Genomic DNA, 22,028 nt, shown 5'->3' with positions numbered 1-22,028 from the left:
GGCTCTGCCTCTCCCCTGCGTCTCTTCTCAGCCGGTGCAGCACCGACGGGATTGGGCAGGCTCTCCTGGCTAGCGCTCCCGCGGGGCGGGTGCTTGCATGGCCCTCATGTCGACCCCGTCCACGCCTCCGCCCTCCTCGCCCCGCGCGGAACCGCACGACAGCGCGATCTCAGGTCGGCTGAACTGGTTGCGAGCGGGCGTGCTGGGCGCGAACGACGGCATCGTCTCGGTCGCCGCTCTCGTCGTGGGTGTCGCCGGTGCGACGACCGCGACGGCACCGATCCTGACGGCGGGTGTCGCGGGTGTCGTCGGCGGTGCGATCTCGATGGCGCTGGGCGAGTACGTGTCGGTGAGTAGCCAGAGCGACAGTCAGCGTGCGCTGATCACAAAGGAGCGCGTCGAGCTGGCCGAGGATCCCGACGGGGAGCTCGAAGAACTCGCCTGGCTGTACCAGGCGCGCGGTCTAACCCCGGAGACAGCGCATCAGGTCGCCCGCGAGCTGACCGAGAACGACGCTCTGACCGCACATCTGGAAGCGGAACTGGGGTTGAACGAGGAAGCGGTCGCCAGCCCGCTCGCCGCCGCCGGCGCCTCGGCGCTGGCGTTCCTCCTGGGAGCCGTGCTGCCGCTGCTGGCGATCCTGCTCCCTCCGCCGGACTGGAGGGTTCCGGTGACCTTCGCCGTGGTGCTGATCGCCCTCGCCGCGACCGGATACATCAGCGCACGGGTCGGCGGCAGCCCGGCTCTGCGCCCGATGATCCGCATCGTCGTCGGCGGCGCGCTGGCCCTCGCCGCGACGTTCCTGATCGGGTCGCTGCTCGGCACGTCCGGCGCGATCTGATGTCCCGGATCCTCGTCGTCGAGGACGACCCGCAGATGGGCGCCCTCGTCGAGCGAGGACTGCGGGAGGACGGCTACGACGTGCAACTCGTCGACAACGGTGTCGATGCGCTGATCGCCTTCACGGCGGGAGATGTCGACGTCGCCGTCGTCGACGTCATGCTGCCGGGGATGACCGGGTTCGAGGTCTGCCGTCGGATGCGCGAGTCGGGCAGCACCGTCCCGGTCGTGCTGATCACGGCGCGGGACGCCGTCGAGGACCGGATCTTCGGGCTGGACTCGGGCGCCGACGACTACGTCACCAAGCCGTTCCACTTCGGCGAGCTGAGCGCCCGGATCCGAGCACAGATCCGGCGCCGAGCCAGCGGCCCGCAGCCAGTGGTCCAGATCGGAGCGCTGCGCCTGGATGCCCTGTCCGTGCGCGCGACGGTCCGAGAGCGTCCCTTCGCGCTGAGTGTCAAGGAGCTCACGCTGCTGCGCTTCTTCGCCGTGCATCTCGATGAGGTACTGACCCGGACGGAGATCCTCGCCGAAGTGTGGGGGTCTACGGAGACGTTCGAGCCGACCCTCGTGGATCAGTACGTCAGCTACCTCCGCAAGAAGCTCGCCCTCGCCGACACAGGCCTCCGGATCACGACCGTCCGCGGCGCCGGATACCGGCTGGAGCGCGCCGAGTGAGGCTGCTGCGCTCCCTGTCGATCCGCTCCCGGATCACCCTCGGCAGCCTCCTCGTCGCGCTGATCGGGGTCGGCGTGATCACCCTCGTGCTGCACGGGCAGTTCCGCAGCATCGTCGTCGCGTCCGAGGTGACCCTCGCCGAGGGCGACCTCGCCCCGTATCTCGCCGATCTGGGATCGGACCCGACCGAGACCCCCGACCCTCCGGCCGAGGGGATCCTGATCTTCGCGCGCGCTCCCGGCGGGGCGGTCCCCGTCGACACGATGCCGCACGACGTCCACGAGGTTCTGGAGCGCAGCACCGGCAGCGACGGCACCTCGACGGTGATGACCGACGAGGACGTCCGGTTCACGATCGTCTCCCGGACCCTGGACACGAGTGCGGGCACGTGGGAGCTGTGGGCGGCTCGCAGCGGCGCCGGCAGCGACCTGACCGTCGCGGCCCTGGACCGGACGCTGCTCGTCAGCGCCGCGGCCCTCGTGATCCTGTCCGCCCTCGCCGCATGGCTGCTCACCGGCGCCGCCCTGCGTCCGGTCGAGCGGATGCGCCGCACCGCCGCGTCGCTCGGCGACCGGCACGGCGGCGAGCTTCCCGTAGGCCCGGCGACTGATGAGCTGTCGGATCTGGCGGAGACGTTGAACGCGTTCATCGCCCGGACGCGGGACACCGCCGATCGGGAGCGGCAGATGGTGTCCGCGGCCAGCCACGAGATCCGCACGCCGCTGGCAGTCGTCATCACCCAGCTCGAACTCGCGCACCGGCACTTCGGCGACGCGGACGCCCTCGAAGAAGAGATCCGCGCCGCCGAGGGGTCCCTCGCCCGCCTGTCCCGCCTGGCGACGAACCTCCTGGAGCTCTCCCGGCTGGACGCCGCCCCGCCCGTCACCGCGCGCGCGACGGCGAGCGAGCTGGAGACCGAGCTGATGGACTCCGTCGACCGGCTGAGGACGATCACCGGCGGCACCGGCCCCGACATCGAGCTCGATACCGCGATCGAGCGCGCCGACGCGCCCTACCCGCTCTCGGTGAGCGCGTTCTCGCGGATCCTCGACAATCTCGGCGCGAATGCGATCGCCGCAACACCTCCTGCCGGACGCATCACCCTCCTCCTCGAGCAGCACGATTCCACCCTCGAGCTGAGCGTCCGGGACACTGGGCACGGCATCCCGGAGGAGTTCGTGCCGCACGCGTTCGAGCGCTTCTCTCGACCCGACGAGGCGCGCACCAGCCGCGACGGCGGCAGCGGGCTCGGGCTCGCCCTCGTCGCAGCTCTCGTTGACACCGCGGACGGATCGGTCACCATCGAGAACTGTCGACCCGCCGGAGTGAGGGTGACGGTCGTGCTGCCCGAGCGGTGACATGTGAGACCTCGAACACGAATCGGACTCCGGCGGGGAATCGGCACGCATCCCTCATAGTCGACACCAAGACTCCCCCGCGACGGTAGGAGCGCGCCCCCGGAAACCCGAGGTCGGCGCATGCGACACCGACCGGAGGGCGCCGCCGTGAGCACCACGATCCGACCGACCAACGCACCCGCACCCCACGCGCCGACCACGCTGCGGCGGTCGCAGGCCGACCGCGAGCGATCCCTGCGTCGGCGCCTGCGGTCCGCGGACGCGCTCGTCACCGCCGGCTGGGTCTCGGTCGCCCTCGCCATCGCGCTCTACCTCGCAGCCGGCGGGCCCGCGGAGGCCACCGATATCGCCGGAGCTCTCACGGCCGCAGGGATCGTCGCCGGCCTCGTCGGCACCGACCTGATCCTGGTCATGCTCGTCCTCGCCGCCCGGATCCCCTGGATCGACCGCACCTTCGGCCAGGACACCGCGATGGCGCTGCACCGTCGCCTCGGCAAGCCCGCCCTGTACCTGATCCTCGGGCACGGTGCCCTGCTCACCGTCGGCTACGCCCTCACCGACGGGCTGACGCTGTGGAACGAGACGCTCACCCTGTACTCCGGCGCCGACATGCTCCAGGCGCTCCTCGGCAGCACCCTGCTGGTTCTCGTCGTCGTCACCTCCCTCGTCGCCGTGCGCCGCCGCTTCGCCTACGAGGCGTGGCACGCGATCCACCTCCTCAGCTACGCGGCCGTCCTCGTCGCCGTCCCCCACCAGCTCTCCGCCGGCCAGGTCCTCGCCGGGAGCACCCCGCAGCGCGTCTACTGGCTCGCCCTCTACGTCCTGGCGTTCGGAGCGATCGCCAGGTTCCGGTTCGCGGTGCCCGTACTCGCCACCCTGCGGCACCGGATCCAGGTCGAGGCCGTCGAGACGATCGCCCCCGGCGTCTTCTCGCTCCACCTCTCCGGCCGCGACCTCTCCCGCCTCGGCGTGATCGGCGGGCAGTACGCGATCTGGCGGTTCTGGAGCCGCGGCACCTGGTGGCATGCGCACCCGATCTCCTTCTCCGCCGTCCCGACCGACACCCGCGCTCGGATCACCGTCCGCGCACTCGGAGCCGGGACCGACCGTCTCGCACGACTGCGCCCCGGGACCGCGGTCTCGATCGAGGGGCCCTACGGGATCTTCACCGACGTCGCCCGCACCGCCCCGCGGCTCGCGATCATCGCCGCCGGCATCGGCATCACCCCCGCCCGAGCGCTCCTCGAGCACGGCGGCCTCCGACCCGGCGAGGCCACCGTCCTGCTGCGCGCCACCGACGACTCCCAGACCTACCTCTGGGACGAGACTCGGACACTGGTCCGCAGCAGCCGCGGCACGCTGTTCGGGATGATCGGCTGGCGGCCCGCAGGGCTGGCGACGTGGATGTCCGCCGAGTCCGTCGCCCGAGGTGTGACGATCACCTCGGCACTGCCGGGCCTGCTCGAATCCGACCTGTTCGTCTGCGGTCCGACCGCCTGGGCCGACCTCGTCGTCCGCGACGCGCGAGCGGCAGGCCTGCCCGACCGGCAGATCCACGTGGAGAGGTTCGACTGGTGAGAACACGAGCAGCAGTCGCCAGCGTCCTCGCCTCCCTCGCCGTCCTCGTCGTCGGCTGGCAGATGGGATCCGCCGGCGCCACCGGGTCCCCGCTCGCCACCGGGACGAGCGACACCACAGCCACGGAAGGAGCGGCTCCCGCGGTGACCACGCCGACCCCGGCCGGCGCCCCCGCCTCGACGACGCCCTCCGCCGGCGCGCCCACCGACCCGTCGGCCGGTACGAGCTCGACGGCCACTGCTAGCCCGTCCGCCTCGGCCGACGGCACGTGGACCGGCTCATCTGTTCCGACTCGCTTCGGCGCTGTGCAGGTCGCGATCACCGTCGCCGGCGGGCAGATCACCGACGTCACGGCCGTGCACCTCACGGACAAGGACGGCCGGTCCGTGTCGATCTCGCACCGGGCCGCGCCGATCCTGCGTCAAGAAGTCCTCGCCGCCCAGTCCGCGAACGTGCAGGCGGTCAGCGGAGCGACCTACACCAGCGACGGGTACCTCACCTCCCTGCAATCGGCGATCGACCAGGCCGGACTCTGACCGTGCACACGTTCACGACGATGGGCACCGTCGTCAGCCTGCGCGCCGCCGACGACACCCCGGTCGGCGACGTCGAAGCCGTCTTCGCCGACGCCGACGCCCGCTTCAGCCTGTACCGGCCGGAGTCGGAGGCGTCACGGATCGCCCGCGGCGAGCTCGCGCTGACGGCCGCGTCCGAGCAGATGCGGACCGCCTACACCGAATCGCTGCACTGGCGAACGGCGACGGACGGCGCCTTCACCCCGCACCGGCCCGACGGGGTCATCGACCTCGCCGGAACCGTCAAAGCGACCACCATGGCGCACGCGGCCCGGCTGCTCGGCGACGGCGAATGGCTCCTCGATGTCGGGGGAGACGTCCTCACCTCGCCCGCCGACAGCTGGACGATCGGGATCGTGGATCCCGGCGACCGGCAGGCGCTGCTCTGCATCGTCCCCCTCGGCGACGGTCGCCGCGCGATCGCCACCTCCGGGACCGCCGAACGCGGAGAGCACGTCTGGCGCCGACCTGCCGAGCCCGGTGACGTCCCCTTCGTGCAGGTGTCCGTGATCGCCGAGGACATCGTCACCGCCGACGTCCTCGCGACCGCGATCCTCGCCGGCGGCGTCGGGACGCTCGACACCGTCACCGACCGCTTCGACGTCGACGTCCTCACCATCGACGCCGCCGGTGCCCTTCTCGTGACCGACCGGCTCCGCCGCCTGATCGCACCGGCGAGCCGGCACACGTCCTGACTCCGCTCGGTCGGCTCCTCGCATATCGGCGGTGAAGCGGGGAGTCGGCTCGGAGGACGGGCGAGTGATCGTTCGAGGGCTCACACGAATACGTCCAACGGCAGAGCGCGCAGGGCGGGGCGCGTTAGCGTCACGAGGACAGCCCCCCTCTCGACCGAAGGCGCCCCCGATGAACGACTGGCAGATGAACGGCCTCCCCCTCCACCCGCTCCTCGTGCACGCCGTCGTGGTTCTGCTCCCCCTCGCCGCACTGATGCTCATCCTCGGCAGCCTCTGGCCGGCCGCCCGCCGCAAGTTCGGGATCCTCACCCCGATCATCGCCCTCGCCGCGCTGATCGCCGTCCCGCTCACCACGCAGGCCGGTGAAGCGCTCGAACGACAGACGGAGCCGTCCGCGATCCTCGAGAAGCACACCGAGCTCGGCGACCACCTGCTCCCCTGGGCTGCCGGCCTGTTCCTCGTCGCCCTGGTCCAGTGGCTCTGGTTCCGCCGCACGCGACGAACCGAGGACCGAGCCGCCACCACCCGCCGCCCCCTCGTCGGAATCGTGCTCGCCGTCGCAGCGATCGCCATCTCCGTCGGAGCGACCATCGACGTCATCCGCATCGGCGACTCCGGCGCACAAGCAGTCTGGTCCGACTCCACCTCGAGCACCAGCACCGATCAGGCACCCGCGCCCGACAGCGACGACGACTGACCCACCCGCTCTCGGGCACTGCCCTCTCCGGCTGACACCGCCCCCTCTTCGCAGGAGGATGGTGTGAGTTCCTCAGCACTCGACGCCATCTGCAAGGTCCTCGGCTGCCAGGTGGGCGACATCCTGACTCACGTGCCGGACGACGTCGGGAGCAGTACGGATCGGCTCGGTGACCGAGCGGCCCGCTGACACGTCGCACCTCGGTGGTCGACTGGTCACCGCGGGCGTCGTCCAGCTGGTGGCCGTCGTCGCGCTCAATGTGCTGGGGCCGATCGTGCCCGTCTGAAGGATCTCCGGCCCGAGCGCTCAGGGTCCACTGCGGTCCCCGATCTGTCGCCTCTGCTCCGCTGGGCGATCGCCGCGGCGGTGTTCCTCGTCTGGGCCTGGTCGACGGCGTGGCCGGCCGGCCCGGAACGCACCCGCGACCTCGCCCGCCACGAGGACCGGTCCCGGAAGCTGGTCGACTCGCTCATCATCGCCGCCACCTTCTTCAGCCTCGTCCTCGTGGTCGTCGCACTCCTCCGCAGCCAGCAGAAGGACCCCGTCGGATCCGCGGCCGCGATCCTCGCGGTCGTCGGGGTCGTCGCGGCCTGGGCGCTCATCAACACCGTCTACGCCTTCAAGTACGCGCGCATGTACTACCTCGACGACCGCCACCGCTTCGACTTCGACCAGGACGAGGAACCGTCCTACAGCGACTTCGCCTACACCGCGTTCTCGATCGGGATGGCCTACAGCGCGAGCAGCATCACCCAGTCCTCCACCCCCTCACGCCGCGTAGCCCTGGCCCACGCCCTGCTGTCCTACTTCTTCGGCACCTTCGTCGTCGCCGTCGCCATCAACCTGATCACCGGCCTCACCCAGGGAGGGTGAGGAGTGCCGCACATCCTCAGGCAGGCGTGTCGGAGCTCGATACTGAGGTCATGGCATCACCGCTCGTCTCCGACGTCGCTCACTCCGGTCTCACCGTGGCCGACCTCGACGACGCGCTGGTGCTGTGGTGCTCCGGTCTCGGGTTCGTGCTCGAGCGCACCTTCACGCTCGACGTGGAGGTCACGGCGGCGACCACCGGCGTCCGTGGAGCCGTGATCCGCGCAGCGACGGTGACCCTCGGCCCCCACCGTGTGGAGCTGCTGCAGTACGACCCGCCCCGACAGCTCGAGTCCGCCGGCTCGCCCGCACAGGTCGGCACGGTGCACATCGCGCTCACGGTCTCGGACCTCGATCGTGTCCTCGAGCTCTGCTCTGGACACGGTTGGAGACCGGTCGGGACACCTCACCGGATGACCGCTGGCGCCCGAGCCGGCACGCGCATCATCTACCTCGAAGGTGCCCTCGGCGGATTCCTCGAACTGATCGCGCCCCCGCAGCTCCCGTAGGCCGCGTCGGCCGATCGCGTCGAGGGCCCGATCTCTCAGCCCGCCAACCTCGCCATCCACTCCTCCACCGCGTCGGGCGTGCGCGGCATCGCCGCCGAGAGCAGGATCGACGACGTCTCCGTGACCACGAGGTCGTCCTCGATCCGGATGCCCAGCCCCCGCAGCTCGGCGGGGACCGTCAGGTCGCCCGGCTGGAAGTAGAGGCCCGGTTCCACGGTGAGCGTGTGGCCGGCCGCGAGCACTCCGCCGAGGTACGTCTCGTGCGGAGCGTGGTTGCAGTCGTGCACGTCCATCCCGAGCATGTGCCCGGCGCGGGAGATGCTCCACCGGCGGTGGTACGACGCGGACGGGGCCACGGCCTCGTCGACGGAGCAGCGGATCAGGCCGAGGTCGATCAGCCCCTCGGTGAGGGCTCGCCCGCACGCGTCCTGGTAGTCCTGGAAGCGCACTCCCGCGCGCAGGGAGTCGATGCCGGCCTGCTGCGCGCGCAGCACGATCGAGTACACGTCCCGCTGCAGCGGGGTGAACTCCCCGCTGACCGGGAAGGTGCGGGTGATGTCGGCGGCGTAGAGCGAGGGCAGCTCGACCCCCATGTCCATCAGGACGAGATCGCCGTCGGCGAGGGGCCCGGTGTTCCGCGTGTAGTGCAGGGTCGTGGCGTGCGCTCCCGAGGCGACGACCGATCCGTAGGCCGGCCCCTGTCCCTCGACCAGGGCGCGGCGGGCGAAGGTGCCCTCGAGGTAGCGCTCGCCGCGGGGCATCGCGCGGGCGACCGGCCACGCCTCGAGGCAGTCGTCGAAGCCCCGCGCCGTGCCGTCGACGGCGAGCTGCAGCCGTCCGATCTCCCAGTCGTTCTTGATCAGGCGCAGCTCGTCGAGCGTCGCCTTGAGCACGAGGTGCGGTCCGAGCTCCGGCCCGCAGATGCTCCGCACCAGCTCGTCGACGCTCTCGTCGAGGGTGGGCAGGACCCGGATGCGCCGGGCCCGCCGCGCGGCCCGCTCCACGTCGCGGGTGAAGTCGGCCAGCGGCCGGGTCTCGATGCCCAGCGCCGCCTGCGTCTCGGCGAGCGACGGCCGCGGCCCGACCCAGAGGTCGCCGAGCGCGTCGTTCTGCCAGAACTCGTCTCCGTCGCGGCCGGAGGGAGCACGCAGGTACAGGATCGAGTCGGCCTCCCCTCCCGTCGTGTCGACGACGAGCACGCTCTCGGCGACTCCGTTGCCCGTCAGCCACACGTGGTCGGTGCCCGGGCGGAAGCGGTGGTCGCTGTCGTTCGAGCGCACCCGCGGCAGGCCGGCGGGGATGATCAGCAGCTCGGCGGGCAGCGCCTGCGCCAGTCGCGACCGGCGCTCCGCGGTGTAGGCGAGCACCGGGTCGTCGGGGTCGATCACCGGCTCCGGATCGGCCCAGCCGGCGGTCATGAACGCGCCGTCCCCGGGGAGCGGGCTGCGGTTCACGGCCCTCGGCATGCTCCAGAGTGCGGACTCCTCTGCCCGGGCCTCCTCCACCGCGCTCACGCGCCCGTCCGCTCCAGCGCGTCGGGCAGCTCCTCGAGCCAGGCCGCCCGGTCGGCGTCGAGTGGAGCCAGCGGCAGCCGCCCCAGGCCGTCCGGCAGCGGGATCGCCGCGAGCAGCGCTCGCGTGTACGGGTGCAGCGGGCTCTGCCACACCGTCTCGGTGTCCCCCGACTCCACGACCCGGCCGCGGTACATCACGAGCACCCGGTCGGCGATGCGCCGGACCACCGAGAGGTCGTGCGAGATGAACAGCATGCCCGCGCCGGCCTCGACGCTGAGCGAGCGCATCAGCGCGGCGACGCTCGTCTGGGTCGAGGCGTCGAGGGCCGAGATCGGCTCGTCGGCCACGAGCATCCGCGGCCGCGCCGCGAGGGCCCGCGCGATGGCGATGCGCTGCTTCTGGCCGCCGGAGAACTCGTGCGGGAACCGGCTCGCCATCGCCGGGTCGAGCCCGACGCGGCGCAGCCAGTCGGCCGGGTCCGAGCCCTCGGCGCCCCGGGCGAGCGCCGCCCGGACGCCGTCGCCGATCTGCTCGCCGATGCGGCGACGGGGGTTCAGCGAGGAGTTCGGGTCCTGGAAGACCATCTGCACGCCGGTCATCGCCGGACTGCGCCGACGGAGTCCGAGCGCGGGCACGTCGACGCCGTTCAGGCGCACGTCGCCACCGCGGCGCTTCTCGATGCCGACCACGGCGCGCGCGAGGCTCGACTTGCCGCAGCCGCTCTCTCCGACCAGCGCCACGACCTCGCCGGCCGCCACCCGGAAGCCGACCCCGTCGACGGCACGCAGCGGCGGTCGCCGCCCGTACTCGACCACGATGCCATCGGCCTCGAGAACCACTCCCGCGCTCATCGCGCACCCCTCTCGACGACGCCTGCCGTGGCCGCGCCCGGATCGTCCGCGGCGGCGGCCCTCTCGTGCCCCTCGACGAGCTCGGCGACCAGCTCCTCCGGGCTCTCCTCGAAGCTCGAGCCGGGCAGAGCCGCCAGCAGCGCCCGCGTGTACTCGTCCTCGGGCGCGGTGAACAGACGCTCCCGCGGAGCCGACTCCACGACGAGCCCCTGGCGCATCACCGTCACCTCGTCGGCCACGGCGCTCATCACGCCGAGGTCGTGGGTGACGAGCAGGATGCTCAGCCCGCCGTCGTCGACCAGCTCCCGCAGCAGCTGCAGCACTCCGGCCTGCACGGTCACGTCGAGCGCGGTCGTCGGCTCGTCGGCCAGCAGCACGGAGGGCTCGCACGCGAGCGCCACCGCGATCGCGATGCGCTGCCGCTGACCACCGGAGAACTGGTGGGGGTAGCGCCCGAGGGAGGCCCGGGCGTCCGGCACCCGCACCCGCTCGAGCAGGGCCTCGGCCCTGGACCGCGCGGCCTCCTTGCCGAGACCGAGGTGGTGGCGCAGGTGGTCGGTGAGCTGGCGGCCCACGGTGAGCTGCGGGTGCAGGCTCGTCGACGGGTCCTGGAAGACCATGGCGACCCGGCGTCCGCGCACCGCGCCGAGCACCTGCCGGGACGCGCCGACGAGCTCCGTCGTGCCGTCGCCGGTGTCGTCGGCGAGGCGGATGCTCCCGCTGGCCGTCATCGATCCGGGCAGCAGTCCGAGCACCGCCAGGGCGGTCATGGTCTTGCCCGAGCCGGACTCGCCGGCGAGACCGTGGATGCCGCCGCGGCGCAGCGCCAGATCGATGCCGTCCACGACGGCGTGGCTGCGGGTGCGGATGCGCAGCCCGCTGATGGTCAGTGCGTCGCTCACAGCGTGGCGCCTCCTCCGCGGATCGTCTGCGACCGCGGGTCCAGGGCGTCGCGCAGGGCGTCGCCGACGAAGTTGAACGCGATGACGACGGTGAGGATGGCCAGGCCCGGGAAGACCCCGATCCACCACGCATCGAAATTCTGGATGGCGTCCGACACCATCGAGCCCCACTCGGCGGTCGGCGGTTTCGCGCCGAGCCCGAGGAACGACAGGCCCGACAGCAGGAGGATGGCCGTGCCGATGTCGAGGCTCGCGAGGACGAGCACCGGGCCGACGATGTTGGGCGCGATGTCGCGGACGAGGGAGCGCAGCGGCGAGAAGCCGAGCAGCTGGCCGGACACGACGTAGTTCGACGAGCGGAGGCCGAGGACAAGACCGCGGGTCAGCCGGGCGTAGGACGGCCACGACACGATCAGCGCCGCGAGCACCGCGTTCAGGAGCGACGCTCCGAGCGCGGCCGCGATCACCATCGCCAGGATGACCGTGGGGAACGCCATCACGAGATCGGTGATGCGCATCGCGACCTCGTCGACCGCACGGCCGAGGAATCCGGCGACGGATCCGACGATCGCGCCGATCAGCACCGACATCACGACGAGCAGCAGGGCGAGCGGGATCGTGACCCGGGCACCCCAGATCACCCGCGAGAACACGTCCCGGCCGAGCGCGTCGGTCCCCATCAGCGTGCCCTCGCCGGGCGCCTGGAGGAGGGGCAGGTCCTGCGCGAGCGGATCGTGCGGGGCGATGACGGGGGCGAGCACGGCGATGAGGATCCAGAGCACGCCGACGGCGGCGCCGAGGAGTCCGAGCGGCGCCGACCAGCGACCCAGGCGCAGGCGGGGGCGGCGCAGGCGGAGGCCGGGGGCGGCGACCGGGTCGAGCACTCCGGCACCGACGCCGTCGCGCGGACCGGCAGGAGCGCCGTCGCGCGGGTCGGACCGGGTGGTTCGCGGATCCGTCACGAGGCCAGCCTCACTCTCGGGTCGAGCACGCCGTACAGCAGGTCGACGATCAGGTTCACGAGCAGGTACATCACGCCGATGAGCAGGCCGACGCCCATGATGCCGCGCAGGTCGAGGTGCGACGCGGCCTGGTAGGCGTAGGAGCCGATCCCGGGCCAGCCGAAGACCGCCTCGACGAGCACGGTGCCGCTGAGCAGGCTGCCGAAGGCGAGGCCCACGACGGTGAGGATCGGGATGCTCGCCCCGCGCAGCACGTAGGAGAAGGTGACCGCGCGGTTCGGCAGCCCCTTCGCGCGGGCGGCCCGCACGTAGTCCTGGTCGAGGATCTCGAGCACCGCGGTGCGCACGAACCGGGTCAGCAGGCCCACCGTGTAGAGCGTCAGGACGAGGACGGGGAGGAAGAGGTGCGACGCCGCGTCGAGGAAGGTGTCGAGCTGGCCGGCGAGCAGGGCGTCGACCGTGTAGAGGCCCGTCACCGTCGGCGGCGTGGTGAAGTCGCTGCTCAGCCGGCCGGATCCCGGCGCGATCCGGAGCTGGAAGTAGAGGACGTAGTAGAGGACCAGCGCGAGCCAGAAGGTCGGCACGCTGAGGCCGGCCAGCGACACGACGCGCAGAACGTGGTCGGAGGCCCTGCCGCGCCGGTAGGCGGCGACGGTGCCGAACAGCACGCCGACGATCACGCTGAGCACGATGGCGCCGAAGGCGATCTCGAGGGTGGCCGGCAGCGCCTTCGCCAGGTCGGCGACCACCGGGTTGTGCGTGGTGGTGGAGACGCCGAGGTCGCCGTGCAGCAGGTTGCCGAGATAGGTGAAGTACTGCACGACGAGCGGCTGGTCGAGACCGTACTGGGCGCGGAACTGCGCGACGATCTCCGGATCCTCCGCAGCGCGCTGGCCGAGAGCGGCCGCCACGGGGTCGCCCGGCACGAGGTTGGTCAGGATGAAGGTGACGAGGGTCACGCCCACCACCAGCAGCAGCGAGGTGAGCACGCGGCGGAGCGCGTAGCGGAGGAACGGGTGGGCCGCCCGGCCCCCGCGCTGACGCGGGGTCCGGGCGGCCGTCGTGGTGGTGGACACGGGCTACTGCGCGGTGAGGGCCGCGATGTCGATGGTCCACACCGCGTTGTAGACGACACCCGAGACGTCCTTCGCCGCGGCGATGTTGTTGCCGGGCTGGAGCAGCGGGATGAAGGGGCCGTCGGCGTTCAGCGCGGTCTGCAGCTCCTCGAAGCGCGACTGGCGCTCGTCGTCGCTGCCGCCGGTGGCCGCGGCGTCGGCCAGCGCCGAGATCGCGGGGGCCGCACCGTCGGTCCAGCCGGAGCGGAGACCCACGACGTCGCCCGGGGTGAAGACGAGGTAGTCGCTCGGGTCCGGGTAGTCCGGGCCCCAGTACCAGAGGCCCATGGTCTCGGTGCCGTTGCGGTAGGCGTCGAGCTCGGTGGCGACGGGGGCCGGGGCGAGCTCGACGGTGATGCCGGCGTCCTTCAGCTGCGACTGGATGCGCTGCGCGATGGTCGGGAAGTCGATGCCGTTCAGGCTGATGTCGCTCGGGAAGTTGAGCGTCACGGACTCGCCGGCGTAGCCGCTCTTCGCGAGGTCAGCCTTCGCGGCGTCGAGGTCCTGGGTGAGCGCGCCGCTCTCGGGCAGGGCGCCGAGCAGCATGCTCGGGATGACGCCGGACGCCTGGGCGGTGCCGTTGCCTGCGATCGAGACGAGGTCGTCGTAGTCGACGGCCTCCTTCACAGCCTTCACGAAGTCGGGGTTCGACGTGATCGCCGAGACGCTCGGGTTCTGGTTGAGCAGCAGGAAGATCACGTTCGCCGACGGGTCGCTGGTCACCGCGACCGAGTCGCCGAGCGCCTCCGCCTGAGTGCCCGAGAGGTCCAGCGCCACATCGGCGCTGCCGCCCTCGACGTTGATCTTCTGGGTCGCACCCTCGACGTTCTGGATGACCACGCGGCCGTAGCCCGGGGCGTCGCCGTCGTAGTTCTCGTTCGCGGTCAGCACGACCTGCGAGGCGAGGTCGAGCGTGTCGAGCACGTACGGGCCGGAGCCGGCGGAGGTGGTGTTGAGGAACGTCTCGGCGGTGTCGGTCTCGTCGGTGGTGCCGCCGTTCTCCTTCACGACCTTCGAGTTCAGGATGCCGAGCGCCGGGTTCGCAAGGATCGCCGGCAGGGCGGGCGTGGGGTTCTCGGTGGTCAGCACCACCGTCGTGTCGTCCTTCTTCGTGACGGTGACGCCGTCGAGGAGGAACGAGGGGTTGCCCTTGAGGCCGATCACGCGCTGCAGCGAGAACACCACGTCGTCGGCGGTCATCGCGGTGCCGTCCGAGAAGGTGTGCTCGCCGTTCAGGGTGAGGGTGAAGGTCTTCGCGTCGTCGGCCTGCTCGAGGCTCGCGAGGCCGTCGACGACCTGCGAGACGTCGCCGCCCTCGAAGGTGAGGAGGGTCTCGTAGAGCGCCTTGTCGACCATCTGGCCGGTCGGCTCGTACATGCGGCCCGGGTCGGCGGTCTTGAGGTCGAACGCCTTGTTGATGGTGAGCGTCGCGCTGCTGCCGTCGGCGGTGTCGACGCGGCCCGAGGAGCAGCCCGCCACCAGAAGGGCGAGGGAGACCGCCGCAGCGGCGATCACCACTCGCGTCGGGGCGGAGCGCGGGGTGCGGGTGGAGCGGACAACCATGGAGGCCTCCTGGCGAGGGTTCGGCTGGACGTGTTGCGAAACGATGGCACATCGCGACGCACTCCGTTTCCAGAGGGCCGCTATCGTGGACGAACTGCCGCCCGCAGCGACGAAGGAGTGGATTATGTCGATCACCGATCCGGCCGCCGGTGCGGTCGCTGGACAAAGCGCGGGCGGGCTCGACGACCTCAATCTGCGCATCCTCGCCGTCCTGCGCGAGAACGGGCGCATCTCGATGTCCGCCCTGGCCGAGCGGGTGAACGTCTCGCGGGCGAGCGTCTACAACCGGGTCGAGCAGCTGACCGCATCCGGCGTCATCACCGGATTCTCGGCCCTGGTCGATCCGGGGAAGGTGGGGCTCGACGTCTGCGCCCTGGTGTTCGTGACGGTGCATCCGCAGTCGTGGCACCGGTTCCGCGAGGGCATCCTCCAGATGCCCGACGTGGAGTACTGCTGCATCACGACCGGCGAGCACGACGCGATGCTCCTGGTCCGCTCGCTCGACATCGGCGGCGTACACGACTTCGTCACCGGCGTGGTCGCGGCCCGGCCCGAGGTGAAGTCGGTGGTCTCGGTCGTCGTGCTCGACGAGGTGGTGCGCAAGGCCTATCTGCTGCCCTCCGACATCCCCGACCGCTCCGGATCGACGAACCGGCTCGGCATGACGCGGTTCACCACCGCGGGGAACGGCCGCGACGCGGCGCGCTGAGCGTCAGACCTCGACGCAGATGCTGACGTGGTCGTCGCCGTCGATCTCGAACTCCTCGACGAGCCGCAGCAGGCCCTCGCCGTCGAGCTCGACGCGGCTGCCGCCGGTGCCGCTGACCACGGTCCCGCCGTCGAGCAGCTGGTGCACGAACGAGACCTGCAGCGCGTCGCCGGTGCGCGTGCCCACGAACCGGCCGAAGGTCACGGTGTCGCCGACGTAGTCGCCCCAGACCACTCCGTCGCGCTCGGAGTAGTGGAATCGCGACGGCGACTCCGGGTCGACCGCGCTGTTGGTCGAGGAGGTCATCACGAACTCGCGGCCGTCGAGACTGGGGGCGGTGGTGGCGTCGTTCACGTCATGGAGTATGCCGGAGAGGTCGAGGTGTCCTGGCCGCACGCCGGTTTCGTCTCGTTCTTCGGGTCCGCGACCCCCGGGGCTGGACGAAAGCGCCGTCTGCGGGTCTCTCGACGGTCCATTCGTCTGCGATCCTCCGCCGCCCGTCCCGATCCACCGAGCGACTCCGGGATCGGACGGGCGATCTCCGCGGACAGGCGGCGGCGAGGCGTCCGGACTTCCCTTGCCGCCTCGATACTCCATCGACTCGTCCGTGATCGGAAACTTTCCCGTACTCTCAGGACCCGTACGGGGAATGAACCGGGGGCTCATTCGCATCCGGTTCGAATTCGACATCTTGGGGGCGCAATGGATCCGCAGCAATTGGTGAACAGTGATCGCGCCCTGTGCGCCCACGCGAGGAGCGGCGGATGACCGGGTCGAGTGCGACCGGCGCCGTGGTGAAGCGCCCCGAGTCGCGGGAGTGGATCGACTTCGCCAAGGGCGTCGCGATCAGCCTCGTCGTGCTCTACCACTCGTCGTTGTTCCTCGGATTCTTCGACCTCGCGGGGTACGTCCCGAAGCTCCGGACCGTGCTCCTCTACTTCCCCATGCCCGTGTTCTTCTTCATCGCGGGCCTCACGGCCGCCCGGATGCTGACGTGGACGTTCGCCGAACTGTGGCGCCGCAGAGTCCTCGCGCTGGTGTACCTCTACCTGCTGTGGTCGTTCATCCGGGTCGTCTTCTACCTCATCGTCCCGTTCTCACGGTCGGAGGCGACCTCGCCGACGGACCCGCTCAACGTGCTGGTGCTCCCCATCCTGCCGTCGAGCAGCTACTGGTTCATCTGGGCTCTCGCGATCTTCAGCATCCTCGCCTGGCTGATCCGCAAGGTGCCCCGGTGGATCCAGCTCTCGGTGGCCGGGCTGCTGGCCGTCGCGGCGACGACCACCGGCCTGCTGGACACCGACAACATCGGCTGGGACCGGGTGCTCCAGAACTTCATCTTCTTCCTCGTGGCGATGTTCATCCCCCGCACGTTCTACCGCTTCGCCGCTCGTGTGAAGCTCTGGCAGGCGCTCGCGCTCGCGGTGGCCTACCTCGGCATCATCGCGGTGATCGTCGCCTTCGACGCCAACCGCGTTCCGGGCGTCATCCTGATCGCCAGTTCGGTCGCGATCATCGCGGGCATCGCCGGCTCCCAGTACCTCGTCAAGGTCCGCGCACTGAAGATCTTCGTCACCATGGGGCAGCAGAGCTTCCAGATCTACCTCCTGCACCTCTTCGTGATCGCGGTCGTCGTCGCATTCGTCCCCCTGCTCGGCGAGACGCATGTCCCAACCCTTCCGGCGACGGTCTTCCCGGTCGCCCTGACGGTGTTCTCCCTCTGGGCGTCGCTGTTCATCTTCCAGTCGCTGCGGCGCTTCTCCTGGCTGTGGGTGAGCCCGTTCAGCACCGGCAAGTCCCAGAAGAAGCGCCTCGCCGCCAGGAATGCGAGATCAGCCGAGGTCCAGCCCACCGCGGTCGAGTCCGCAGCTCCTGTCGCCCCGGCCGATGAGCCCGCTGACGCGGGGACTGCGGGCAGACCGGAGAAGGACTGACCGGCGAGCACCTCCCGGGCGACTCCCCGGGGCAACCCTTCTGCAGGCCCGAGTCGTCTCGGGCGCTGGTGAGTCCGCGTCAGACCGGGCCGGCCCGCGCTGCTCGGTCTCGGGCGAGCCGAGGGAGCAGTCGGACGAGGACGACCATGCCGACGAGTTCCACGAGAGTCTGCGTGACGACGACGACGGGCGCGAGCGACAGCGGTGCCGGGAGCGCGAGTGCGAGGGGCAGCACGACGAGCGAGTTGCGGGTCGCGCCGCTGAACACGAGGGCGCGCGTCGCGGGCACGTCGAGTCGGAAGACGCGTCCAGCACCGAGCCCCAGAGCGGTCATGACCACGAGGAATCCCGCGTAGAGCGGGACGAGGACGAGAAGCCGGCCGGCCGAGGCGCCCACGGCGCCGGCCTGGGAGGCGACGACGGTGAAGAGCGTGGCCGTCATGAGCGGCACCATGAGCCCGAGCATCGTGGTCTCGACGATCCGGCCGGACACGTGTCGGCGCGCGAGGGCCTGCACCAGCCCGGCCGCAGACAACGGCACCACGATCAGCAGCAGGAACGCCCGCGCGAACGGACCGGCGTCGACCACCGCCACCCCCGCAGGACCGATGAAGAGCAGCAGATACACGGGGAGGAGGAGGATCTGCGCGAGCATCAGCAGCGGTGCGGCGGCGAGCAGCCGGTCGGACGCCCCTCCGGCGAGCCCGGCGAACACGATCACGTAGTCGATGCACGGCGTCAGGAGCACCAGGAGGACCCCGAACAGCAGCACCGGAGTGTCGGCGACGAATCGGGACAGCCCGTAGGCGACGAGCGGCACGACGACGAAGTTCAGCACCCCGACCGCGGCGAGGAAGCGGCCGTCGCGCAGAGACCGTCCGATCGCGGCGAACGGGACCCCGAGGAACGTGGCGAACAGCAGCAGCGCGAGCACCGGTTCGATCGCGACCTCGAGGTGGTGCGCGGCGGGCAGCAGCAGTCCGAGAGCGGCGCCGACGGCGATCGCGGCGAGGTAGAGCGGGATCTGGCGGTGCTCGAGCCAGGCGACGAGCGCTCTCACGACAGCAGGTCGGCGAGAAGGAGGGGCACGGGTGCAACGGTAGAGGTCCGAACCGCTTGGGGGTCGCTGCTCTGCCGCTCGTCGCGGCGGAGGGGCTTCTCCCTCGACCCCGCCCCGGCGAACGGTCCGGGCCGAGACCTTGGACGATGCGGCCCAGCCAGGATCCGCTCCCGCACGGTCCTCCCCGTGAGACGCGCCCAGGACGAGACGCCGTCGACAGCTCTTTCCCGCGCCACTCGACGGTCCTCATAAGCTTTCGCAACTTCTGGTGCAGAGGTGTCGGAAAGATACGAACGCATCATGTCGCATCAGGCGCGAAAGGCTCGAAGAGCCCAGAGGTATTGAGGCCTCGGCCCGTTAATGCTTTAATCCACATCGAACCGGTTCGATGATCTATGCAGCACTGTGCGGACAGGTTCTACCAATCGCTCGATCAATGGAGATACAGCAGATGAACAGATCCATCGCTCTACGCGAGACGCCTCCCACGGATGCCGACCGGCGACTGCGCCGTCGGACCCGCGGGCGTCGTGTCCTCGCAGCAGTCGTCTCAGCGGCGGTCGTCGCAGCGGGGAGCGTCCTCGCCGTGGGCGCTCCCGCGGAGGCGGCACCCGGAGCCGCAGCCACGCTCGTCGTGGAGGCCGACCAGCCCTTCCGTCCCGTCACTCACATGGCCAGCGGGTCCCTGTACGGACTGGCGAGCGCCGGCGTCCCGTCCCTCGACAAGATCCTCCCCATCAAGCCGCACACCTTCGTGCAGAAGCCCGAGGGGGGCACCCAGCAGCCGACCGGTGACGCCCTGTCGGTCGCCGACACCGCGAAGTCGGCCGGTGCGGGCGTCGTCGTCCGCCTGGTGGACTACCTGCCCGGCTGGCCCTATCGATACGACAAGGCCTCCTGGCTCCCGGCCGTCGAGAAGATGGTCGAGGACACCCAGGCGTCCGGCAAGACGAACATCGTCGCCTATGCCATCTGGAACGAGCCCGATATCACCTGGCAGGCGTCGAACGGCTCCTTCTTCGATCTCTGGACCGAGACCTACCGTCTGATCCGCACCCTCGACCCCGAGATGCCGATCCAGGGCCCCGCCTACTCCGACAACATCACGAACATGCGCGCGTTCTACGAGCACGCGAAGGCGACCGACACCCTCCCGGACGTCCTCGAGTGGCACGAGCTGATCCGCTCCTCGAAGATCAAGGGCGACGTCGAGAAGGTCCGGGCGATCCTCGACGACCTCGACCTCCCCGAGCCGCCCATCGACATCACCGAGTACGCGGCACCCGCCGAGGTCGGCCTGTCCGGCCCGCTGGTCGGATACATCGCGAAGCTCGAGCGCTACGGGATCACCCGCGCCGAGCTCCCGTTCTGGAACCAGTCGGGCGCCCTGGGCGACCTCCTCACCGGACGGAACGGCGACCCCAACGGCGCGTACTGGCTCTACACCTGGTACGCCCAGATGAGCGGCCAGATGGTTACCACCACGCCGCCGTCGAACGAGAGCCCGCTCGACGGCGCCGCCTCCGTCAGCGACGAGGGCGACGAAGTGCGCGTCATCGCCGGTGGCAACACCGGAGCCACGTCCATCAAGGTCAACGGGCTCGACGAGCTGTCGCTCGGCTCGAAGGTCGACGTCCAGGTGGACTTCACCGCCTCCTACGGCCGCACGGTGAAGACCGACGGCCCGGTCACCATCTCGAACACGACCTACGAGGTCGCCGCCGACGGATCGATCACGGTGCCCATCGTGATGAACCCGACCTACGGCTACCAGGTGATCGTCACCCCGGAGAAGAGCCCGACCAGCCTGGCGGGCGACTACACCGTGGGCAACGCGAACTCCGGTCTGCAGCTCGCCACGCAGGGCGGCGCGACCGCGAACGGGACGCCGGTCGTCCAGGCCGACTCCACGACCGCGACCGGACAGGCGTGGAGGATCACGGCAGCGGGCCAGGGCCTCTACCGCGTCGTCCACACCCCCAGCGGGCGCGCCCTGACCATCGCGGGCGCCGCAGCGTCCAACGGAGCAGCCGCGGTGATCGCCGACGCGAACGGCGGAGACGAGCAGCTGTGGCAGCTCATCCCCGACGGGAAGGGGAAGGTCCGCCTCGCGAACTACGCGACGGGCAAGACGCTCGGGGTCCTCAACCTGAGCAAGGACGCGGGCGCTGCGGTCATCCAGTGGTCCGACGGCGCACCGACGTCCAACTGCCAGGTCAGCGGAGCCCGCCAGCCGGGCAGGTTCGGCACGGCACTGGACTTCTGCAAGACGGCGTCGTACGGGTCGCTCCCCAGCGGAATCGTCAGCGGACTCACCGGCGACTGGTCCGTCTCGACCTGGATCAAGCCGGCGTCGCTGACGAACTACTCCCGCGTCTTCGACTTCGGCACGGGCCAGAACGTCAACATGTTCCTCACTCTCAACGCCGGGGGTGCCGGACCGCGGTTCGCCATCACGAACACCGGCGCCGGAGGCGAGCAGCGACTGACCTACGGCGGTCAGAACTTCCCGCTCAACCAGTGGTCGAACGTGGTCGTCACCGTCTCGGGCACGCAGGGCACGATGTACCTCAACGGCACGGTCGTCGCCACGAACCCGAACATGACGGTGAAGCCGTCGGCTCTCGGGAACACCAACCGGAACTACCTGGGCAAGTCGCAGTACGGGGACCCGGCCTACGACGGCGCGATCGACGACTTCGCCGTCTACGACCGGGCGCTGTCCGCGGCCGACGTGGCCGCTCTGGCCGGCGGCCGGGCGGCGGCGGGCACCGTCGCGCAGTACGCGTTCGACGAGGCGTCCGGAGCCGCGCTCCAGGACTCCTCGGGGAACAACCGGAACGGGACCATCGTGCTCGGAACCGACGGGGCCACCACCAGCACCGCGACCGACGCCCAGACCGCCGACCGGTTCTGGACGCTCACGCCGGTCGCCGTCGCCGACACGACCAAGCCGGCGGTCACGCTGGTGTCGCCCACCACGGCGGGCCCCTTCTCCGCACTGGCCGTCCAGGTCGACGCGACGGACGACCTCGGACTGAAGCGCATCGTGGCCAACATCTACAAGGACGGCAAGCTCGTCACGAGCACGCAGTCCCCGGTCGCCGGTGGAGCGAGGACCGGATCGCACTCGGCCACGGTGCAGCTGCCCGACGGGAACTACACCGTCAAGTACAACGCGGAGGATCTCGCGGGCAACATCGCGCCCACGAAGACCTTCGCGGTGACGCTGGACAGCACGGCGCCGACGGCCACGGTCAAGACCGAGCCCTCCTTCACCACCGGTGAGAAGGGCGTCTACGACCAGGTGAGCTTCAAGCTGTACGACGCGGGCAGGATCGACAGGGCGGTCATCAACGGTCGCGTGAAGGATCTCACCGACAACGCGTGGTCCGACGTGAACTTCATCAAGCCGGGCGTCTTCGGCGCGGTCAAGGGTGCCAACACCATGGTCGTCCACGACGTCGCCGGGAACACCACCACCGTCCAGTTCACCCTGAACTGACCCGGACCTCGAGGCGCCCCGTATCCGTACGGGGCGCCTCGAGCGTGTGCGGGGCATGCCACGGCAGGCTGGGCGCAGCTGGGGCGCCCCCCACCCGGACCGGCAGCGGCCCC

21 protein-coding genes are annotated in these 22,028 nt (G+C 70.7%); 13 read left to right on the top strand and 8 right to left on the bottom strand.

Going from position 1 to position 22,028, the window contains the following annotated elements; all coding sequences use genetic code 11:
* The first annotated feature begins 106 nt into the window (after positions 1 to 106).
* From C5C36_RS09705 to C5C36_RS09660, 10 genes are all read left to right on the top strand, one after another.
* Entirely contained in the window at positions 107 to 841 is a 735-nt protein-coding gene (locus C5C36_RS09705) for a VIT1/CCC1 transporter family protein (protein ID WP_258063306.1), read from the top strand.
* Positions 841 to 1,518, top strand: coding sequence for a response regulator transcription factor (locus C5C36_RS09700; protein ID WP_104226516.1), 678 nt, complete (start codon positions 841 to 843; stop codon positions 1,516 to 1,518). The genes C5C36_RS09705 and C5C36_RS09700 overlap by 1 nt, the downstream gene beginning before the upstream one ends.
* Positions 1,515 to 2,876 carry a cell wall metabolism sensor histidine kinase WalK gene (locus C5C36_RS09695; protein WP_104226517.1) on the top strand — a complete coding sequence of 454 codons (1,362 nt, stop codon included), beginning with the start codon at positions 1,515 to 1,517 and terminating at the stop codon, positions 2,874 to 2,876. The genes C5C36_RS09700 and C5C36_RS09695 overlap by 4 nt, the downstream gene beginning before the upstream one ends.
* A gap of 147 nt (positions 2,877 to 3,023) precedes the next feature.
* Complete coding sequence (locus C5C36_RS09690; RefSeq protein ID WP_258072248.1) at positions 3,024 to 4,454, top strand: ferredoxin reductase family protein; 1,431 nt, start codon at positions 3,024 to 3,026, stop codon at positions 4,452 to 4,454.
* Positions 4,451 to 4,990 carry an FMN-binding protein gene (locus C5C36_RS09685; protein WP_258063405.1) on the top strand — a complete coding sequence of 180 codons (540 nt, stop codon included), beginning with the start codon at positions 4,451 to 4,453 and terminating at the stop codon, positions 4,988 to 4,990. The genes C5C36_RS09690 and C5C36_RS09685 overlap by 4 nt, the downstream gene beginning before the upstream one ends.
* A gap of 2 nt (positions 4,991 to 4,992) precedes the next feature.
* Positions 4,993 to 5,724 (top strand): FAD:protein FMN transferase, encoded by a 732-nt coding sequence (locus tag C5C36_RS09680; RefSeq protein ID WP_258059425.1) that lies wholly within the window; start codon positions 4,993 to 4,995, stop codon positions 5,722 to 5,724.
* 169 nt (positions 5,725 to 5,893) lie between these two features.
* The gene (locus C5C36_RS09675) at positions 5,894 to 6,421 is read left to right on the top strand and encodes a DUF2231 domain-containing protein (protein WP_104309657.1); all 528 of its coding nucleotides are present in this window, start codon (positions 5,894 to 5,896) and stop codon (positions 6,419 to 6,421) included.
* 63 nt (positions 6,422 to 6,484) lie between these two features.
* Positions 6,485 to 6,610, top strand: coding sequence for a helix-turn-helix transcriptional regulator (locus tag C5C36_RS18260; RefSeq protein WP_181065672.1), 126 nt, complete (start codon positions 6,485 to 6,487; stop codon positions 6,608 to 6,610).
* Between the two features lie 93 nt (positions 6,611 to 6,703).
* Positions 6,704 to 7,294, top strand: coding sequence for a DUF1345 domain-containing protein (locus C5C36_RS09665; protein WP_104297593.1), 591 nt, complete (start codon positions 6,704 to 6,706; stop codon positions 7,292 to 7,294).
* Between the two features lie 50 nt (positions 7,295 to 7,344).
* On the top strand, positions 7,345 to 7,800 hold the full coding sequence (locus C5C36_RS09660; RefSeq protein ID WP_104309656.1) for a VOC family protein: 456 nt from the start codon (positions 7,345 to 7,347) through the stop codon (positions 7,798 to 7,800).
* 35 nt (positions 7,801 to 7,835) lie between these two features.
* Here the strand turns inward: C5C36_RS09660 and C5C36_RS09655 are convergent, their stop codons facing one another.
* The 6 genes from C5C36_RS09655 to C5C36_RS09630 are packed head-to-tail and all read right to left on the bottom strand — an operon-like array spanning position 7,836 to position 14,707.
* A complete protein-coding gene (locus C5C36_RS09655) occupies positions 7,836 to 9,254 on the bottom strand; it encodes an aminopeptidase P family protein (protein ID WP_219814894.1) in 1,419 nt (472 codons plus the stop codon).
* Positions 9,255 to 9,310: 56 nt separating this feature from the next.
* The gene (locus C5C36_RS09650) at positions 9,311 to 10,165 is read right to left on the bottom strand and encodes an ATP-binding cassette domain-containing protein (RefSeq protein ID WP_104239496.1); all 855 of its coding nucleotides are present in this window, start codon (positions 10,163 to 10,165) and stop codon (positions 9,311 to 9,313) included.
* Positions 10,162 to 11,067, bottom strand: coding sequence for an ABC transporter ATP-binding protein (locus tag C5C36_RS09645; protein WP_104309655.1), 906 nt, complete (start codon positions 11,065 to 11,067; stop codon positions 10,162 to 10,164). The genes C5C36_RS09650 and C5C36_RS09645 overlap by 4 nt, the downstream gene beginning before the upstream one ends.
* The gene (locus tag C5C36_RS09640; RefSeq protein ID WP_258063303.1) at positions 11,064 to 12,029 is read right to left on the bottom strand and encodes an ABC transporter permease; all 966 of its coding nucleotides are present in this window, start codon (positions 12,027 to 12,029) and stop codon (positions 11,064 to 11,066) included. Before C5C36_RS09640 ends, C5C36_RS09645 begins: the two co-directional genes overlap by 4 nt.
* Positions 12,026 to 13,105: an ABC transporter permease gene (locus tag C5C36_RS09635; protein WP_104288399.1), complete on the bottom strand. Its 1,080-nt coding sequence runs from the start codon at positions 13,103 to 13,105 to the stop codon at positions 12,026 to 12,028. Before C5C36_RS09635 ends, C5C36_RS09640 begins: the two co-directional genes overlap by 4 nt.
* 3 nt (positions 13,106 to 13,108) lie before the next feature.
* Positions 13,109 to 14,707, bottom strand: coding sequence for an ABC transporter substrate-binding protein (locus C5C36_RS09630; protein WP_104260247.1), 1,599 nt, complete (start codon positions 14,705 to 14,707; stop codon positions 13,109 to 13,111).
* Positions 14,708 to 14,831: 124 nt separating this feature from the next.
* Between C5C36_RS09630 and C5C36_RS09625 the strand changes: the two genes are divergently transcribed.
* The gene (locus C5C36_RS09625; RefSeq protein ID WP_104223259.1) at positions 14,832 to 15,416 is read left to right on the top strand and encodes an Lrp/AsnC family transcriptional regulator; all 585 of its coding nucleotides are present in this window, start codon (positions 14,832 to 14,834) and stop codon (positions 15,414 to 15,416) included.
* 3 nt (positions 15,417 to 15,419) lie between these two features.
* Here C5C36_RS09625 and C5C36_RS09620 read toward each other — a convergent pair whose 3' ends face one another.
* The gene (locus C5C36_RS09620) at positions 15,420 to 15,770 is read right to left on the bottom strand and encodes a hypothetical protein (RefSeq protein ID WP_244229563.1); all 351 of its coding nucleotides are present in this window, start codon (positions 15,768 to 15,770) and stop codon (positions 15,420 to 15,422) included.
* A 410-nt stretch (positions 15,771 to 16,180) separates the two neighbouring features.
* Between C5C36_RS09620 and C5C36_RS09615 the strand changes: the two genes are divergently transcribed.
* Positions 16,181 to 17,350, top strand: coding sequence for an acyltransferase (locus tag C5C36_RS09615; protein WP_104309654.1), 1,170 nt, complete (start codon positions 16,181 to 16,183; stop codon positions 17,348 to 17,350).
* Between the two features lie 79 nt (positions 17,351 to 17,429).
* Here C5C36_RS09615 and C5C36_RS09610 read toward each other — a convergent pair whose 3' ends face one another.
* Complete coding sequence (locus tag C5C36_RS09610) at positions 17,430 to 18,410, bottom strand: arsenic resistance protein (protein ID WP_104309653.1); 981 nt, start codon at positions 18,408 to 18,410, stop codon at positions 17,430 to 17,432.
* 670 nt (positions 18,411 to 19,080) lie between these two features.
* On the opposite strand from C5C36_RS09610, the gene C5C36_RS09605 reads away from it, so the two are divergent.
* On the top strand, positions 19,081 to 21,915 hold the full coding sequence (locus C5C36_RS09605; RefSeq protein WP_219814893.1) for a LamG-like jellyroll fold domain-containing protein: 2,835 nt from the start codon (positions 19,081 to 19,083) through the stop codon (positions 21,913 to 21,915).
* Positions 21,916 to 22,028: the final 113 nt, after the last annotated feature.

The sequence above is a fragment of the Rathayibacter sp. AY1G1 genome (genome assembly GCF_002932095.1).
In the GTDB taxonomy this organism is placed as follows: Bacteria; Actinomycetota; Actinomycetes; order Actinomycetales; family Microbacteriaceae; genus Rathayibacter.
The sequence above is the reverse complement of the archived record's forward strand: the minus strand, read 5'-3'. Positions and strand labels throughout refer to the sequence as shown.

Coding starts and splice junctions, on each gene's coding strand:
- C5C36_RS09615 (WP_104309654.1), top strand. CDS start 16,181: ATGACCGGGTCGAGTGCGACCGGCGCCGTGGTGAAGCGCCCCGAGTCG.
- C5C36_RS09625 (WP_104223259.1), top strand. CDS start 14,832: ATGTCGATCACCGATCCGGCCGCCGGTGCGGTCGCTGGACAAAGCGCG.
- C5C36_RS09630 (WP_104260247.1), bottom strand. CDS start 14,707: ATGGTTGTCCGCTCCACCCGCACCCCGCGCTCCGCCCCGACGCGAGTG.
- C5C36_RS09605 (WP_219814893.1), top strand. CDS start 19,081: ATGGCCAGCGGGTCCCTGTACGGACTGGCGAGCGCCGGCGTCCCGTCC.
- C5C36_RS09705 (WP_258063306.1), top strand. CDS start 107: ATGTCGACCCCGTCCACGCCTCCGCCCTCCTCGCCCCGCGCGGAACCG.
- C5C36_RS09660 (WP_104309656.1), top strand. CDS start 7,345: ATGGCATCACCGCTCGTCTCCGACGTCGCTCACTCCGGTCTCACCGTG.
- C5C36_RS09700 (WP_104226516.1), top strand. CDS start 841: ATGTCCCGGATCCTCGTCGTCGAGGACGACCCGCAGATGGGCGCCCTC.
- C5C36_RS09675 (WP_104309657.1), top strand. CDS start 5,894: ATGAACGACTGGCAGATGAACGGCCTCCCCCTCCACCCGCTCCTCGTG.
- C5C36_RS09650 (WP_104239496.1), bottom strand. CDS start 10,165: ATGAGCGCGGGAGTGGTTCTCGAGGCCGATGGCATCGTGGTCGAGTAC.